General features: G+C 49.8%; 18 protein-coding genes and 1 pseudogene. 9 read left to right on the top strand and 10 right to left on the bottom strand.

The genetic code is table 11. The features are described from left to right. Nucleotides 1-17 precede the first annotated feature (17 nt). Nucleotides 18-788 (bottom strand): class I SAM-dependent methyltransferase, encoded by a 771-nt coding sequence (locus OGV89_RS21680; protein WP_046670557.1) that lies wholly within the window; start codon nucleotides 786-788, stop codon nucleotides 18-20. Between the two features lie 163 nt (nucleotides 789-951). Between OGV89_RS21680 and dgcJ the strand changes: the two genes are divergently transcribed. The 3 genes from dgcJ to OGV89_RS21665 all read left to right on the top strand — a co-directional run bounded on the left by dgcJ (nucleotide 952) and on the right by OGV89_RS21665 (nucleotide 3574). Further along, nucleotides 952-2442, top strand: a complete 1491-nt coding sequence (gene dgcJ / locus OGV89_RS21675; RefSeq protein WP_003846667.1) for a diguanylate cyclase DgcJ — start codon at nucleotides 952-954, stop codon at nucleotides 2440-2442. Between the two features lie 43 nt (nucleotides 2443-2485). Then, nucleotides 2486-2989: a YbaK/prolyl-tRNA synthetase associated domain-containing protein gene (locus OGV89_RS21670; protein ID WP_003030712.1), complete on the top strand. Its 504-nt coding sequence runs from the start codon at nucleotides 2486-2488 to the stop codon at nucleotides 2987-2989. A 138-nt stretch (nucleotides 2990-3127) separates the two neighbouring features. Beyond that, a complete protein-coding gene (locus OGV89_RS21665; RefSeq protein WP_003832453.1) occupies nucleotides 3128-3574 on the top strand; it encodes a DUF441 domain-containing protein in 447 nt (148 codons plus the stop codon). Here the strand turns inward: OGV89_RS21665 and OGV89_RS21660 are convergent. After that, a pseudogene (locus tag OGV89_RS21660) lies at nucleotides 3557-4349 on the bottom strand (AraC family transcriptional regulator); the annotation flags it as partial. The gene OGV89_RS21665 and the pseudogene OGV89_RS21660 sit on opposite strands and share 18 nt — an antisense overlap. Before the next feature lie 99 nt (nucleotides 4350-4448). On the opposite strand from OGV89_RS21660, the gene OGV89_RS21655 reads away from it, so the two are divergent. Next, nucleotides 4449-5636: a CynX/NimT family MFS transporter gene (locus tag OGV89_RS21655; RefSeq protein WP_162648635.1), complete on the top strand. Its 1188-nt coding sequence runs from the start codon at nucleotides 4449-4451 to the stop codon at nucleotides 5634-5636. 36 nt (nucleotides 5637-5672) lie between these two features. Here OGV89_RS21655 and OGV89_RS21650 read toward each other — a convergent pair whose 3' ends face one another. Then, on the bottom strand, nucleotides 5673-6380 hold the full coding sequence (locus OGV89_RS21650; protein WP_003846671.1) for a CTP synthase C-terminal region-related (seleno)protein: 708 nt from the start codon (nucleotides 6378-6380) through the stop codon (nucleotides 5673-5675). Nucleotides 6381-6557: 177 nt separating this feature from the next. On the opposite strand from OGV89_RS21650, the gene OGV89_RS21645 reads away from it, so the two are divergent. Next, on the top strand, nucleotides 6558-6905 hold the full coding sequence (locus tag OGV89_RS21645; RefSeq protein WP_003030722.1) for a DUF488 domain-containing protein: 348 nt from the start codon (nucleotides 6558-6560) through the stop codon (nucleotides 6903-6905). Nucleotides 6906-6912: 7 nt separating this feature from the next. On the opposite strand, the gene OGV89_RS21640 is transcribed toward OGV89_RS21645, so the two are convergent. Further along, the gene (locus tag OGV89_RS21640; RefSeq protein ID WP_134215792.1) at nucleotides 6913-7161 is read right to left on the bottom strand and encodes a putative hemolysin; all 249 of its coding nucleotides are present in this window, start codon (nucleotides 7159-7161) and stop codon (nucleotides 6913-6915) included. Nucleotides 7162-7347: 186 nt separating this feature from the next. Here OGV89_RS21640 and OGV89_RS21635 point away from each other — a divergent pair, with 186 nt between their 5' ends. Genes OGV89_RS21635 through yoaJ form a run of 3 tightly spaced genes read left to right on the top strand, consistent with a single transcriptional unit; the run spans nucleotide 7348 to nucleotide 8596 of the window. Next, nucleotides 7348-8373: a sensor domain-containing diguanylate cyclase gene (locus OGV89_RS21635; RefSeq protein ID WP_162648634.1), complete on the top strand. Its 1026-nt coding sequence runs from the start codon at nucleotides 7348-7350 to the stop codon at nucleotides 8371-8373. A 47-nt stretch (nucleotides 8374-8420) separates the two neighbouring features. Further along, nucleotides 8421-8519 (top strand): YoaK family small membrane protein, encoded by a 99-nt coding sequence (locus OGV89_RS21630; protein WP_032941789.1) that lies wholly within the window; start codon nucleotides 8421-8423, stop codon nucleotides 8517-8519. A 2-nt stretch (nucleotides 8520-8521) separates the two neighbouring features. Further along, on the top strand, nucleotides 8522-8596 hold the full coding sequence (yoaJ, locus tag OGV89_RS21625; RefSeq protein WP_099530266.1) for a protein YoaJ: 75 nt from the start codon (nucleotides 8522-8524) through the stop codon (nucleotides 8594-8596). A gap of 49 nt (nucleotides 8597-8645) precedes the next feature. Here the strand turns inward: yoaJ and OGV89_RS21620 are convergent, their stop codons facing one another. Continuing rightward, nucleotides 8646-8894: a GlsB/YeaQ/YmgE family stress response membrane protein gene (locus OGV89_RS21620; protein WP_003030729.1), complete on the bottom strand. Its 249-nt coding sequence runs from the start codon at nucleotides 8892-8894 to the stop codon at nucleotides 8646-8648. 360 nt (nucleotides 8895-9254) lie between these two features. Here OGV89_RS21620 and fdhF point away from each other — a divergent pair, with 360 nt between their 5' ends. Next, nucleotides 9255-11402 (top strand): formate dehydrogenase subunit alpha, encoded by a 2148-nt coding sequence (fdhF, locus tag OGV89_RS21615; RefSeq protein ID WP_286559296.1) that lies wholly within the window; start codon nucleotides 9255-9257, stop codon nucleotides 11400-11402. A 52-nt stretch (nucleotides 11403-11454) separates the two neighbouring features. Here the strand turns inward: fdhF and OGV89_RS21610 are convergent, their stop codons facing one another. From OGV89_RS21610 to zinT, 5 genes are all read right to left on the bottom strand, one after another. Beyond that, on the bottom strand, nucleotides 11455-12099 hold the full coding sequence (locus tag OGV89_RS21610) for a hypothetical protein (protein WP_003840864.1): 645 nt from the start codon (nucleotides 12097-12099) through the stop codon (nucleotides 11455-11457). 216 nt (nucleotides 12100-12315) lie between these two features. After that, complete coding sequence (locus OGV89_RS21605; RefSeq protein ID WP_003840863.1) at nucleotides 12316-12498, bottom strand: DUF1869 domain-containing protein; 183 nt, start codon at nucleotides 12496-12498, stop codon at nucleotides 12316-12318. Nucleotides 12499-12501: 3 nt separating this feature from the next. Then, nucleotides 12502-12864, bottom strand: a complete 363-nt coding sequence (yeaR, locus tag OGV89_RS21600; protein WP_003030735.1) for a DUF1971 domain-containing protein YeaR — start codon at nucleotides 12862-12864, stop codon at nucleotides 12502-12504. Between the two features lie 174 nt (nucleotides 12865-13038). Continuing rightward, complete coding sequence (gene leuE, locus OGV89_RS21595; RefSeq protein ID WP_016152793.1) at nucleotides 13039-13677, bottom strand: leucine efflux protein LeuE; 639 nt, start codon at nucleotides 13675-13677, stop codon at nucleotides 13039-13041. Between the two features lie 139 nt (nucleotides 13678-13816). Beyond that, the gene (gene zinT, locus OGV89_RS21590; RefSeq protein WP_048219059.1) at nucleotides 13817-14467 is read right to left on the bottom strand and encodes a metal-binding protein ZinT; all 651 of its coding nucleotides are present in this window, start codon (nucleotides 14465-14467) and stop codon (nucleotides 13817-13819) included. Nucleotides 14468-14526 lie beyond the last annotated feature (59 nt).

Here is a 14526-nt window from a genome sequence, read left to right as displayed (position 1 = left end):
AGTGCCCCATCCTGTTTTTATTTTCCCTTAACAGAGCAGCAGGCAATGTAGTTTAGCTGATGACGTTGCGAACGGAAGAAGCGAAACATTTTCAGGAACCGACGACGATTTTCGCTCGTGCGTAAGCCGTTAAACACAATTTTAACTGCCCCTGTAAGCCCTTCATCACGAATTAATCCGCGCGGTGACATCAGCGACATGTTGCCATTCTGCTGCAAGACCTGTTCGAACCCGCAGTTAAGAAACAAATCACGCCAGCCTTGTCTGGTCATTGGGCTAACGTTTGATTTCACCACATCGACAAGCTGGCCCTGTTCGCCCGCGCCCAGTTTTTGGGCGGTGAACATAATATCGTGGGTGAGCAGGCGCCCACCGGGCTTCAACACGCGATAATATTCGGCTATTAACTTCGCCTTCGCTTTATCGGCATACATTGTCAGCATGGCTTCGTTAATCACAACATCGAAACTGTTATCCGCAAAAGGAAGAGTGTTGGCGTTTGCCGCCATCACATGAATGTGATTTTCCAGACCATTTACTGCCACATTATTTCTGGCATTAGACAGCGCGGTTTTATCCATATCGATAGCGTAGACCGTACAACCAAAGCGTTGAACTAACTCTATCGCCGTCGTGGCCATGTTGCACGCCACTTCAAGCACCTGGCTGCCGGGCGTCAGCTGTGACTGGCTAAACAACCATTCTGTTGCTTCAACGCCGCCCGGACGCAGACGGGTTTTGCCCAGGCTGGCTAAAAATGTATGACCCGCTTTTTCAGTCGCGCTCATTGGCCTGTCTCCTTTTATAAGTTGCATTATAAATACAACATTAAGAGTTAAAGGTGAAGCGCGCGAATGATTTTTATTACAAAATGTCCTTGCCCGTAGCGTTAGAGCGGATGTATGCCGTGTGATAGACTGAATTATCAGACTTACAGGGCTGTAAATCATTATGAAATTGCATCATAAAGCGCTCAGGCTCTTTATCTCCGTCAGCGTAATTGTTTTGACGTCTTCTTTTTTGGTTTATGAGCTCATTGCCAGCGATAAAGCAATGAATGCGTACATGCGCTATATCAATGAGAAAGCCGACTCATCGTTTCTCTATGATAAGTACACAAATCAAAGCATCGCAGCCCATCTGATGCGCACATTTTCGTCCCCCCAGGAGCCAGCCTCTCTCGAACAGCAAAAAGCACTTTGCACCGCTTTCGACAGCGTTAACGGCGCTCATGGGCTCAACCTTACTAAGCACAACTATCTGCCATTGCACGGTACGTTGCAGACCACCTCAACAAAATGTAGTGAACAGCTTGATGACATTTTTCTGCTGCCTTCTTTTGACCGGGCGGTCAATGTTAATCGTCAGCAGAAAGATTACGGTCAGGGATTAGGGACGTTAGAGTATAAATTTCGATATTACGTCGATCTCAAAAATAACTACGTCTATTTCTATGATTTGATCGACTCGCGGAAATTTGCGATACACAACTGGTCGTTTTTGCAAAAAGGTACGCTGGGAATCGACCAGAATGATATTGATGGTATTTTCACCGGCCGCACGGTGATTTCCAGTATTTATGAAGATAACCTGACCGAGAAAAAAGTGATGAGCTTTTTAACACCGGTCTACTACACCGGTAAGTTAAAAGGTGTGGTGATGGTAGATATTAATAAAGAGAATTTACAGAATATTTTCTATACCAGCGACCGCCCTCTCGTCTGGCGCTATCTTAACGTAACGGTCTCGGATACCAGCTCCGGTAAAGAGATTCTCGTTCATAAAAGTGAAACCGATCTGTTCCGCTATGTTCACTATGAGAAGGACATACCCGGTGGTATACGCATCACACTCTCACTCGATGTTATGTATTTTATTGTCTCGTCCTGGAAGATATTCGCATTCTATTTACTGGCAACGATATTACTGCTGAATATGGTCAGAACGCATTTTCGGTTGTATCACAACGTCACGCGGGAAAATGTCAGTGATGCGATGACCGGGCTCTACAACCGTAAAATTTTAACGCCGGCGCTTGAGCAGCGTTTGCAACAGTTGGTGAACACGGGAACGCTCGTCACCTTTATCGCCATCGACTGCGATAAACTGAAAGTCATCAATGACACGTTAGGGCATAAAGAAGGCGATCGGATTATCACCCATCTGGCCAAAGCCATTCAAAGCTCTATTCGCAAAAGCGACTACGCCATCCGCCTCGGCGGCGATGAGTTTTGTATTATCCTTATCGACCACCCCAGTGATTTAACGCCCCGCCTGCTGGAGAGAATTCGCTATAACTTACAAATTATTGCGCATGATATATCCATCAGCTTCTCTGCCGGGGTTTACAATATGCAGCCGAACGACACTATTGATGATGCTTACAAAGCATCTGATGCACAGCTCTATCTGAACAAACAGAAAAAACACGCCGGTGCGTGATTATTTTTCTGCAGGATTTTCATTGTTGTACCAGGAGTAAGTCATGACGGAAGTGAACAAAGGTAACGCAACGCATCAGCGTTTAATTTCGCTGTTGTCAGAGCAAGGCGCAACGTACCGCGTGGTAAGCCATGAAGCCGTCGGCAAATGTGAGGCAGTTTCTGAAATTCGTGGTACCGCACTGGGCCAGGGAGCAAAAGCGCTGGTCTGCAAAGTAAAAGGCAACGGCGTCAATCAGCATGTCCTGGCGATCCTCTCTGCCGATCAGCAGGCCGACCTGAGCCGGTTAGCCAGCCATATTGGCGGGTTGAGAGCCTCTCTTGCCAGCCCGGCAGAGGTAGATGAACTGACTGGCTGCGTATTTGGCGCTATCCCACCGTTCAGTTTTCATCCTAATCTCAAGCTGGTCGCTGATCCGCTATTGTTTGAGCGTTTTCATGAAATTGCGTTTAATGCCGGGTTGCTGGAAAAATCCGTGATCATGGATACCGCAGATTACCTGCGTATCGCGCAACCTGAATTAATCCCTTTCCGCCGCGAACAATAATGGTCTGCGTTAGCAGTAAAAAACGTCGCATCGTGCGTTAGCCCAAAAAAAATCATAATCATTAAAAAAAGCCTGTTCCGTCACGCATTTACGCGTACAGTAAGCAGGCTTATTTTTTCTTTTGGCAAGGAAACTACGATGTTTGATGTCACTCTGCTGATCCTCCTCGGACTGGCAGCTCTGGGCTTTGTCAGCCACAACACCACTGTCGCTGTTTCAATTCTGGTGCTGATCATTGTCCGTGTTACCCCTCTGAATACTTTCTTCCCCTGGATTGAAAAACAGGGCCTGACCGTCGGGATTATCATTCTGACCATTGGCGTCATGGCACCGATCGCCAGCGGAACGCTACCGCCCTCCACGCTCATCCACTCCTTTGTAAACTGGAAATCACTGGTCGCTATTGCCGTCGGGGTATTTGTCTCATGGCTCGGCGGACGCGGCGTTACGCTCATGGGCAGTCAGCCCCAGCTTGTTGCCGGATTACTGGTGGGCACGGTACTGGGCGTGGCGCTGTTTCGCGGTGTGCCGGTGGGGCCGCTTATTGCGGCAGGCCTGGTCTCGTTGATTGTTGGGAAGCAGTAGCCAGCCCGTTCAGATAACGGCCTGGCGTCTGCCCCAGGCCTTTTTTGAACATAGTGATAAATGCCGTGGTCGAATCGTACCCGAGCATTTGCGCGACCTGTTGTACATTGCGGCCATCGATCAACGCCTGCAGCGCCAGAATCAGCTGGAGCTGGTGACGCCAGCGGCGAAAACTCAACCCCGTTTCTTTGACGACCAGACGAGCAAGGTTACGTTCACTCATCGCAAATACGCTGGCCCATTGTCCCAACGTCTGCCATTGTGCAGGCTCTTTCGCCATCGTTGCGACCATTCTGCGAATTTTCGGGTGATCGGAAACCGGTAACTGCATCTGCTCCTGGGGTTGCTGCGGGAGTTCATCAAACAACACTTGCGTCAGCCGCTGAGTTGCCGGCTCCAGTCGCTGAGCATCCGATTTGGACGCCAGCGCCAGAATGAGTTCCCGACATAACGGGGCGATTTTCAGCGTGCAGCAACGTTCAGGCATCACGACAGCCTGCGGCTCAATAAACAGAAAACACAATTGCGCGCCCACGGTAACGTGGTTGCTGTGTGGAATTTCGCCAGGGATCCACACAGCATATTGCGGAGGCACCATCCACATAGCGTTTTCAACTTCACAGGTGATCGCGCCATGCAGCGCCAGGATCAACTGCCCCTTACGGTGCTGATGCAGCGGACTGAAAAGTTCATCTTCCCGAGCCTGAATACAAAATGCGACCGCCGCATCGTGGTGCAAATCGGGCTCATATCCATCCAGTCTCAGCCCCAACATAAGAATGTCCTATTTTAGCGATAATCTGTCATTTTAGCTTGATTCATCCATAGTGTAAAAACGCTAAAGTATCGCCTCGCCTGACGATATGAGAACAAAATGATTACTACACCTTCCTCCCGTGGCAAAAACGCAGCGTTGCTGTTCGCGGGGATCCTGATGATTGCCACCACACTGCGCGTCACCTTTACCGGCGCAGCCCCGTTGCTGGATGCCATTCGCGCCGACTACGGCTTGAGTACCGCCCAAACTGGGCTTCTGACTACCCTGCCGCTGCTGGCCTTCGCGCTGGTATCCCCCCTGGCTGCCGCCGTTGCGCGCCGCTGGGGCATCGAACGTAGCCTGTTTGCTGCGATGCTGTTGATTTGCGTAGGTATTGCTATTCGTTCGCTGCCTTCGTCAGGGTTCCTGTTTAGCGGCACCGCCATCATTGGTTGCGGAATCGCGTTGGGAAATGTGCTGTTACCCGGATTGATTAAGCGAGATTTTTCCCAGCATGTGGCGAAACTCACTGGCGCATACTCGCTGACCATGGGCGCGGCGGCGGCACTAGGCTCGGCAATTGTGGTTCCATTGGCACTAAATGGATTTGGCTGGCGCGGTGCGTTGATGGTGCTGATGGCCTTCCCGCTGCTGGCGCTGATTATCTGGTTGCCCCAATGCCGCCAGACTGCTCATGCCAGCCTGAGTAACTCGCGCGCCTTGCATTCCCGCGCGATCTGGCGCTCTGGCCTAGCCTGGCAAGTGACGCTGTTTCTGGGGATCAACTCCCTTGTCTATTACGTCATCATCGGCTGGCTACCCGCCATTTTAATTAGCCATGGCTACAGTGAATCTCAGGCCGGTTCGTTGCATGGTTTACTGCAGCTGGCGACTGCCGCGCCGGGAATATTGATCCCTCTCGTCCTGAACAGATTTAAGGATCAGCGCGCCATCGCCGCTCTGGTTTCGTTAATGTGCGCTGTCGGCGCGGCGGGATTCGCCATAATGCCCGAACAGGCATTGCTATGGACCATCCTGTTTGGCTTTGGCTCAGGCGCGACGATGATCCTCGGCTTAACCTTTATTGGCCTGCGCGCAAGCTCAGCGCATCAGGCTGCAGCGCTCTCCGGCATGGCACAGTCTGTCGGATATTTACTGGCCGCCTGCGGGCCACCGCTGATGGGGAAAATTCACGACCTCAACGGTAGTTGGCTGATTCCATTAACGGGTGTCGCCGTGTTAGCGATGCTGATGGCGGTGTTTGGTTTGTGCGCGGGGCGCAATCGGGAGATCGCGAGCGCATAATGCAGAGGGCAGGTTCGCGGACAACCTGCCCAATATTTATCCGCGCGCGGCGCGCAGCATCGCCTGAACCAGAGGTACGGGTTTTCCCGCCAGCGCTCCGCGTTCATGCTGAAAGAGCGTGCCGACATAAAATGGATGTGTCACCAGCTCAATGGCACGAATATCACCAGCCTCATCCCAACCGGTCACACGGAGATCGCCGCGCTCCAGCTCAGCGGCAAAATCTTCCGATACGCCGTAGTTGCAGTGATATCCCTCCGAGATAACATCCCGTCCGTAGGCTTTGGCAATCAGCGTATTGGCCCGAAGCTCAATATCATCCGTTTTTTCTACCAGCGAGCAGGTCAACGGTGCTATCACCATCCGACCCGTGGTGTCCGTCTCCGCGTGGGCGGCGTCGATCCAGCCCAGCACGTTGCGGGCATACTCCAGAATGGCATGTTGAAAGCCGCCACAGGTACCCAGGAATGGGATGCTGTTTTCACGCGCATAGCGTATCGCGATCAGCGCCCCTTCCAGGTGGCGATAAGGACTGCCTGGAACGACCCAAATGGCATCATAACCTACCAGGTCCTCACTGCTGCTGATATCAGATGTGGTTAGCCAGTCATAATCAGCCACTAATTCCAGGACGGCAGCGGCATCATCTATGGCAAGAGGAATAGCCTGATGCGCCACAATATCGGGGTTGTAATCGCCCACCAGCGCAATGCGAAGCGTATCTTTAATCGGGGAAATTTCCATTAAACGTTCCTTATGTCCAGACAATGAGGGACACTATAAGGAGCCTCAGCCTACCGATTTTTTGTTGGTATCACAATCCCTTAAATTGGGAGTCAGGGCTGGCGGAATGCTATAATGGTCACGTTTTACGATCTTATTTAACCGTAATAGCGATAGCTTAATGGAGCGGATGAAGAGATGAATATTCAGTGCAAACGTGTGTATGACCCGGCAGAAAAAAGCGATGGTTACCGCGTGTTGGTCGACCGGTTATGGCCTCGCGGGGTGAAAAAGAGCGATCTTATTTTCAACGAATGGAATAAAGCACTTACCCCGTCATCTGATTTACGTAAGGCATTCCACGCAGAGTTGATTGATTTCTCGCATTTTTCTGAGCAATATCGCGCTGAACTGGCTCAACAGCAGCAAGAAGGAAAGCGCCTCGCAGAGATTGCCCGACAGCAAACCTTAACGCTACTGTATGCGGCGAAAAATACCCAGCAAAACCACGCACTGGTGCTCGCTGAGTGGCTACGTCAATGCTGACCGCGTATCACTTGCCCGCTGTCGGATGATCTCTACGCCAGAGCACCCATTCATCAATCACTTCCCCTCCGGGTAGTTTGCAGTCTGACCTTACGCCTTGCGGAGTCTGCACCGCAACCAGCGTACCGCCCTTTTGTTCGCAATACACCGATGCCGGATTCGCCATGCCGATTTTTGGTGGTTTAGGGGCATCAGGCTGCGTGGTACACCCCGCCAGCACCAGCAAGCCGGGCAAAATAATAGACGCTAGTTTCATCTCTACTCCTGTTTAAAAGCATTATTCCGGCAGGTTACCCCGACTTCCCTTCTATCTCCATGTTTTACGTTCTAATTTCAATTTTATGATTACATTTCAGCCAGAAACACGTGTTTCATCTTGCTCCCTGATGTTCTATCATGCGCCCACGCCAGCCTTGTCATCACTCAGGAGTATTTACACCTCATGTCGGACATGATCCTTGCCAGAGTCTCACAATCCTTAGCCACGGAGCAGTCAGTTGAGAGTCTGGTACGCCAACTTCTGGAAATGCTGGAAGTAGTGACTGAGATGGAATCTACATACTTGACCAAGGTCGATCTGGATGCCCGTCTGCAGCATATTCTGTATGCGCGTAATAGCTGCCAAATGCAGATCCCCGAAGGGCTGTCCGTACCGTGGGATGAGACGCTGTGCAAACGCGCTATTGATGAAAACTGTCTGTACAGCGACAACGTGCCCGTACGATGGCCGGAATGTACCACCGCTCACGCACTGGACATCACCACTTTTCTGAGTACTCCCGTTCATCTTCCGGACGGAACGTTTTACGGTACGCTCTGCGCCACCAGTCGCCGCCAGCATGCGTTAAGCGAACGTGGTGAACAGGTGTTGCATCTGTTTGCCGGACTAATCGCCCAGTCTATTCAAAAAGAGTCGCTGGTTGCTCAGTTACGTGAAGCGAACGCTGCGCTGATTGCTCACTCCTACACCGATGCCCTGACCGGATTACCGAATCGGCGCGCAATTTTTGAAAATGTAGAGACCCTTTTTTCGCTCGCCCGCCACCTCAGGCAGAAGATAGTTGTCGCCTATATCGATTTGGATGATTTCAAATTGATAAATGACCGCTTTGGTCACGAGGTTGGCGACCAGTTCCTGATCCAGATTGGCCACCGCCTGCTGCGTAAATGTAGTGATAATGACATTCTCGGTCGACTGGGCGGTGACGAATTTTTAGTCGCTCGCCTGTCGCCGGAAGATGACAGGGAGCAACGTGTTCGTCTGCAGCAGGTGAAACATCAGTTGCAGCAGCAAATTTGCGGCGACTATCACCTGGGCGATATTCATCTGTTTTATCCTGGTGCCAGTCTGGGCGTGGTGGAAATTGATCCGCTGGAGACTGATGTAAACTGTGCGCTTCATCTCGCAGACAGCGCAATGTACAAGGATAAAAAGCGTCAGGATAAAACCGCTTTTGTCGTACATTAACCCCTGCTATGCTGACTCGTCTTTAAATAACTCTGGTAGATAATCGTATGCGACTCGGTATTATTTTCCCTGTCATTATTTTCATTTCCGCTGTCGTTTTCTTATCCTGGTTTTTTATTGGCGGTTACGCTGCGCCTGGAGCATAACGATGAAAAAAACAACGCTTATTATGATTGGCGTGGCTATCATCGTGGTTCTGGGCACGGAACTGGGGTGGTGGTAACCAAAGAAAAAGGCCACTTATCAGTGGCCTCTATTGTCTGCATGTTTACTTAACTTTTGACTTTTCTATAGATAAACAACACCACAATCGCACCGATAACCGCTACGACAAAACTGCCAAAGTTGAAACCATCAACTTTACCAAAACCAAAGAAGGTACTGATCCAGCCACCCACTACCGCACCGACAACCCCTAAGATGATGGTCATAAAGAATCCGCCGCCATCTTTACCCGGCATAATCCATTTTGCCAAAATCCCAGCGATAAGACCGAAAATCACCCATGAAATAATGCCCATAATATCCCTCACTTATGTTTTTAAGTTAACGATTCGCTCGTTGTATAAAAGCATAGCATAGCGCTGAAAAATTAAAATTTGTGATCGGCATCACCTGCTATTTTCATCTTTTTCTGATCTTTCATAAGGTTAAACCATTCGATGGCGACATTTTCCCTGACGTAGCTCGTCATTAATGTCGAATCGTCAGTCATTCTTCTTTACTCATTCGCCCTCAGTCCCTGCAATTACTGGGTTTTCACTTCTGGCACGATTTATGCTTAAACAGCCGGTCACTATGACAAATCGTAGTCCGCGATGCGTATCGCGCGGCTCCGTTTACAATTCGCGCTATTTCAGCATTTAACAGGTCTGTTATTGATGAAAAAAATCACCAGTGTATGCCCATACTGTGGGGCCGGGTGCAAGCTCAAGCTTGTTGTTGAGAATAACAAAATCATCCGCGCCGAGGCCGCAGAGGGTGTAACGAACCAAAATCAGTTATGCCTGAAAGGCTACTATGGTTGGGATTTTCTTAACGATACTCGCCTTCTGACTCCCCGTCTGACTCGCCCGATGATCCGTTATGAAAAAGGTGGAAAATTCACTCCCGTTAGCTGGGATGAAGCCATTCGTTACACCGCAAAACGCTTATCTGAAATCAAAAATACCTATGGCCCCCGCGCCATTATGACCACTGGGTCTTCACGTGGAACAGGGAATGAAACCAACTACGTGATGCAAAAATTCGCACGTGGCGTTCTCCATACCAATAATGTCGATTGCTGCGCCCGTGTCTGTCACGGCCCTTCCGTTGCCGGGTTACAGGAAACATTAGGCAATGGCGCCATGAGCAATTCCATCAGCGACATTGAAAACTCAAAATGTCTGCTGATCTTTGGCTATAACTGCGCCGACTCGCACCCGATCGTGGCTCGCAGGGTAATTAAAGCTCGCCAGAATGGCGCAAAAATCATTGTCTGTGACCCACGTCGTATTGAAACTGCTCGTATCGCTGACCAACATTTGCAGTTAAAAAACGGTTGTAATATGGCACTGGTTAACGCCTTTGGCCATGTCCTCATCGAAGAGCAACTCTACGATCGCGAGTATGTACAAAAGCATGCGGAAGGACTGGAAACATACTGGGAAACCGTGAAGGACTATGCGCCTGAAGCCGTTGAACATTTAACGGGTGTTCCCGCACAGCAGGTTCGTCAGGCGATGCGTACATTTGCCGCAGCGCCATCGGCAACCGTGATGTGGGGAATGGGCGTCACCCAGTTTGGCCAAGCCGTTGACGTGGTTCGTGGTTTGTCGAGCCTGGCGTTGCTGACCGGCAATCTGGGACGTCCTAACGTCGGCGTTGGGCCGGTGCGTGGGCAGAATAACGTGCAAGGCGCGTGCGATATGGGGGTACTGCCTAACCAGTTCCCTGGGTATCAGGACGTGACCGATTTCACCATCAGGGAGAAATTCGCCAACGCCTGGGGCATTGACGTTAATCAGATGGATGACAAGATTGGGACGCGCATCACTGAAGTTCCGCATCTGGCTATTGAAGGCAAAATTAAAGCCTACTACATCATGGGGGAGGATCCGTTGCAAACCGAGGCCGATTTAGGTCTGGTCCGCGAAGGGTTTAACGCGCTCGATTTTATTGTCGTGCAGGATATCTTCATGACCAAGACAGCGGAAATGGCCGACGTCCTCCTGCCGGCCACCTCCTGGGGTGAACACGGTGGCGTCTTTACCTGCGCCGATCGTGGATTCCAGCGTTTTGAAAAAGCGATTGAACCCTCAGGTGATGTCAAGCGTGACTGGGAGATCATCAGCCTGCTGGCCAGTGAAATGGGCTATCCCATGCGGTATCAAAGTAACCAGCAAATCTGGGATGAGATGCGCGAGCTGTGCTCGCTGTTCTACGGCGTAACCTATGAGAAAATGGGTGAAATGGGGCATATTCAGTGGCCATGTCCGGAGCTCGATCACCCCGGCACACCTTACCTTTACGCGAACAGCCAGTTTGATACCGCCAATGGCAAAGGCAAACTGTTTGCCGCACAATGGCGAGCGCCCGCAGAAGTTCCTGATGAAAAGTATCCGCTGGTCCTGTGTACAGTGCGTGAAGTTGGGCACTACTCCTGTCGTTCAATGACCGGCAACTGCGCAGCGCTGCAAGCCCTGGCAGATGAGCCTGGGTATGTGCAAATCAATACTCATGATGCAGAAAAACTGGGTATTCGTCATCGTGACCTGGTATGGGTCAGCTCGCGTCGTGGTAAGGTCATCAGCCGCGCGGATGTATCCGAGCGTATCAATACCGGAACGGTGTATATGACCTATCAATGGTGGATTGGTGCGTGTAACGAGTTAACCCAGGATAACCTCGATCCTATTTCGAAAACGCCGGAAACCAAATATTGCGCCGTAAGTATTGAGCACATTAGCGATCAGGGATGGGCTGAAAAGTATGCCGCACAGACGTATAGCGACATGAAATCACGCTTGTGCGAGGCCATTGCGTAAGTCACCTCGCTAACCGCCTGAGTCTGGTCATCCAGACTCAGGTATTTTCTCGTTACTTCGCCAGCTGTGGTTCACTAAAGCGAATAGCAGCAGATTCTTCCTGCTTATCCCGCTGCATAAAACCGAGGTTCATCAGGAACAATCCTACCATAAACGGGAGTTCATACAGCTCTTCAATGAGATCGCCGTATTGCGCGTTGTGCAAAAAGACAGGGGCCAGCAGACGATGATGCTCTACCGTATCGGAGATCAAAAATGCACAGGTGGTGATCGCTAACAGCCATAGCGGCAGCGGTTCATTGCGTAAGCGACGGGCAATATCCTGGCGTAAGCGTTTTGATATCAGGACAGGCAGAATAATCATTGCAATCAATACCACTGAGATAACTCTGAACAGAAGTTTAGGGTGCTCGGGGAAATAATCACGGCCCCAACTGGTACTGCGACCCAGCAACACCAACCACCACACAGCCGCCCAAAGCCAAAATTGTTTCTCGCCTTCAGGACGTGATAAAGGCCGGATGTAGCTGAGAGTAAAAAGCGCTCCAAACAGCAGCCATAACGCCTGGCCATTCTCAATCCATCTGACGACAGTACCGTTGAGCAAAGGTAGATTCCAGTTCGCAGTGAACGGGATCGCTACGATGATCAGCCCAAGAATGAAAGTGGGTAATGTTAGTCGGGTATTCAGTTTCATAAGCGAGGTTCTGTATTGTGACTGTTTCACGATCATAACCCCTGTGAATGATCCAACATTAGCAATCAATGCGGATTTCTTAAGGTATTCTTAAGAAATCTTTTTCCGGATATTTCCAGGTTTAACACGGATAAAAAAACCGCTCTGCGCCAGAGAAACGCAGTGCGGTTTATAAATCAAAAACGAAAATATGCAATCAGAGGCAGAGGCTAACATCTACCAGCCGCAGACGTCGTGCTCATTCTCGGTATCGTATGAACGTACCGTATTGACCAGGTCTTTAACCACTTCAGCGGCCACATCCGGAATCAACAGCGTCATCGGCGCTTCAGTTTCATAATCGACTGACACGCCGTTGCTGTTATTGGTCACTGTTACGGTATAGGTTGCTTTGCCCATGATTTACTCCTTGCCGGTACGCACGACTTTTCGTTGATTCGCGCTCTCCATCAGAACTTCCGGGGCAACGAAAAAATCGATATTAAAGTAAGTGTCGTCGGTCATCACTTCGATGTTATGCCATTTTTCCGGTGGAAAAACGCCAAACTGACCGGCTTCAATAACCATCACCTCTACGGGCTCCGGGCTATGTTCATCTGCGTATCCGAGATATTTGACCGCCCCCTGCATAACCGAAAGTCGAGGATAAACCCCGGCACGGGTTCCTTTATCAAGGTGGCGTTCGAAAATTCCGGCAGGTGCCGTTTCTTTGTTCCAGAATGGAGTAGAGCGTGTATGGATATGGTTCTGTGGAATTTGAAGCATTTTTCTTCCCTTTTCCAGTCGACAACCAGCGAGTTCTTACTGAACCGCTGCTGTCCACAGGGTACGCCTCATAATATTCATTTGAAATACCATTTATTGGTTATAACAATACAATTATAAATGAATTGCAGGGTGTAATATTGAAGGCCCGCCGTAACCAACGGGCCAATGGCGTCACGACTGAAGCGTGGCCAGACGAGCGGCAAAACCAACAAAAATCAGACCAATAAGGGAATTACCCACTTTGGCCAGCTTTTTCTTCGTACGGATATACTGCGTCACGAACGCGCCGGAGAAAATAAGAAAGCTCAGGTAGAAAAAGCTCACTATCTCAAGCGTAATAGCCAAAATAAAGAATGACAGCCCTGAGTGCGGCGCATTGACATCAATAAACTGCACGAAGAACGAAACATAAAACAAAATAGCTTTAGGATTCGTCAGGCTCAGAATTAACGCACGTTTAAAAATAGCGCCAAACGGGACTTCTTCAGGCGCGGCATCGCTTGCTTTCGATTTCAGTGTTGCATACAGGATCTTCGCACCGAGGTACAGCAGATAAAACGCGCCAAGATAGCGAACGATGTTGAACAAAACGGGCGTTGTTTTGATCAATGCGGCAACTCCGGCATAGGCCAAAAACATTAACACGGCATCGCCGATAAACACACCGCTTGCGGCGAGATAACCGCCCTTCACTCCCCGACCAACGCTGTTCTTCAACACAAATATCGTATTTGGCCCCGGTACCAGCACGATAAAAATAGCCCCCACCAGATACGTCCAGTAATTCAGAACTCCATACTCTGCGAACACGTTAACCTCTTCCTGAAAAAACACATGCACTTGCTGCGAGACAATATGCTAACGAATGCATCGGGTGATGGAAAGAGAAGGTTATGAATTAAAAAACCCGCCACTGGTGACGGGTGTGTACAGATAAGGTTAGCCCGGATTAATGGTGCAGCATCTCATCCACAACCTCTTCTCCCTTCAACTGGTAAGGGTAGTAGGTAGGCCAGTTTTCCATCTCTTCAAGCAAAGCTGCCTGCGAGGTATTTCCCATAAAGATATGGAAGTGGCTCGATTTACGCGGCGCGATAATATGATCGCTGAATTGCACGTATTTAGGTGCTTTGCTGTTAGCGTCTTTACACTCAAACAGATAACGTACACCTTTCTTGCCTGACTTATAGTGCAGAATTTTATAACCGGCGTAGTCGTATTTACATGATGCAACCTGATTACCGGTGTGAAATTCCATTACGTCATTTTCGATGCCGATGGTGTCTACGTTGGTTGCATAACCTTTACGGTAGTAATCTTTAATTTGTTCTGCCGTTTTGCTTTTGTCTTTCTCCGCTTTCTTTTTGAAGACCGGATCAAGCTCGCCGCTGACCAGATACGGATAGACAGATTGCCACATGCCATCCCAGTCGGTCAGCGCCCTATTTTGCACCTGGTTATCATCAAAAACCCCTTCCGACGCCTTTTGTTCTGCTTCGCTCATCGGCGCACCATGGGAATGATGACCGTGCGCCATAACCGAACCACTGACTAAAAGCATCCCCAGAGCAATTGTCAGTTTATTAATACAAATAGCCAAAATTTCACCCTCAAATCATTTGCGAGTGAAATGTTATAATATAACGTATCAATTTAATC

The sequence above is a fragment of the Citrobacter sp. Cf125 genome, from assembly GCF_030333935.1.
Lineage (GTDB): Bacteria > Pseudomonadota > Gammaproteobacteria > Enterobacterales > Enterobacteriaceae > Citrobacter > Citrobacter freundii.
The sequence above is the reverse complement of the archived record's forward strand: the minus strand, read 5'-3'. Positions and strand labels throughout refer to the sequence as shown.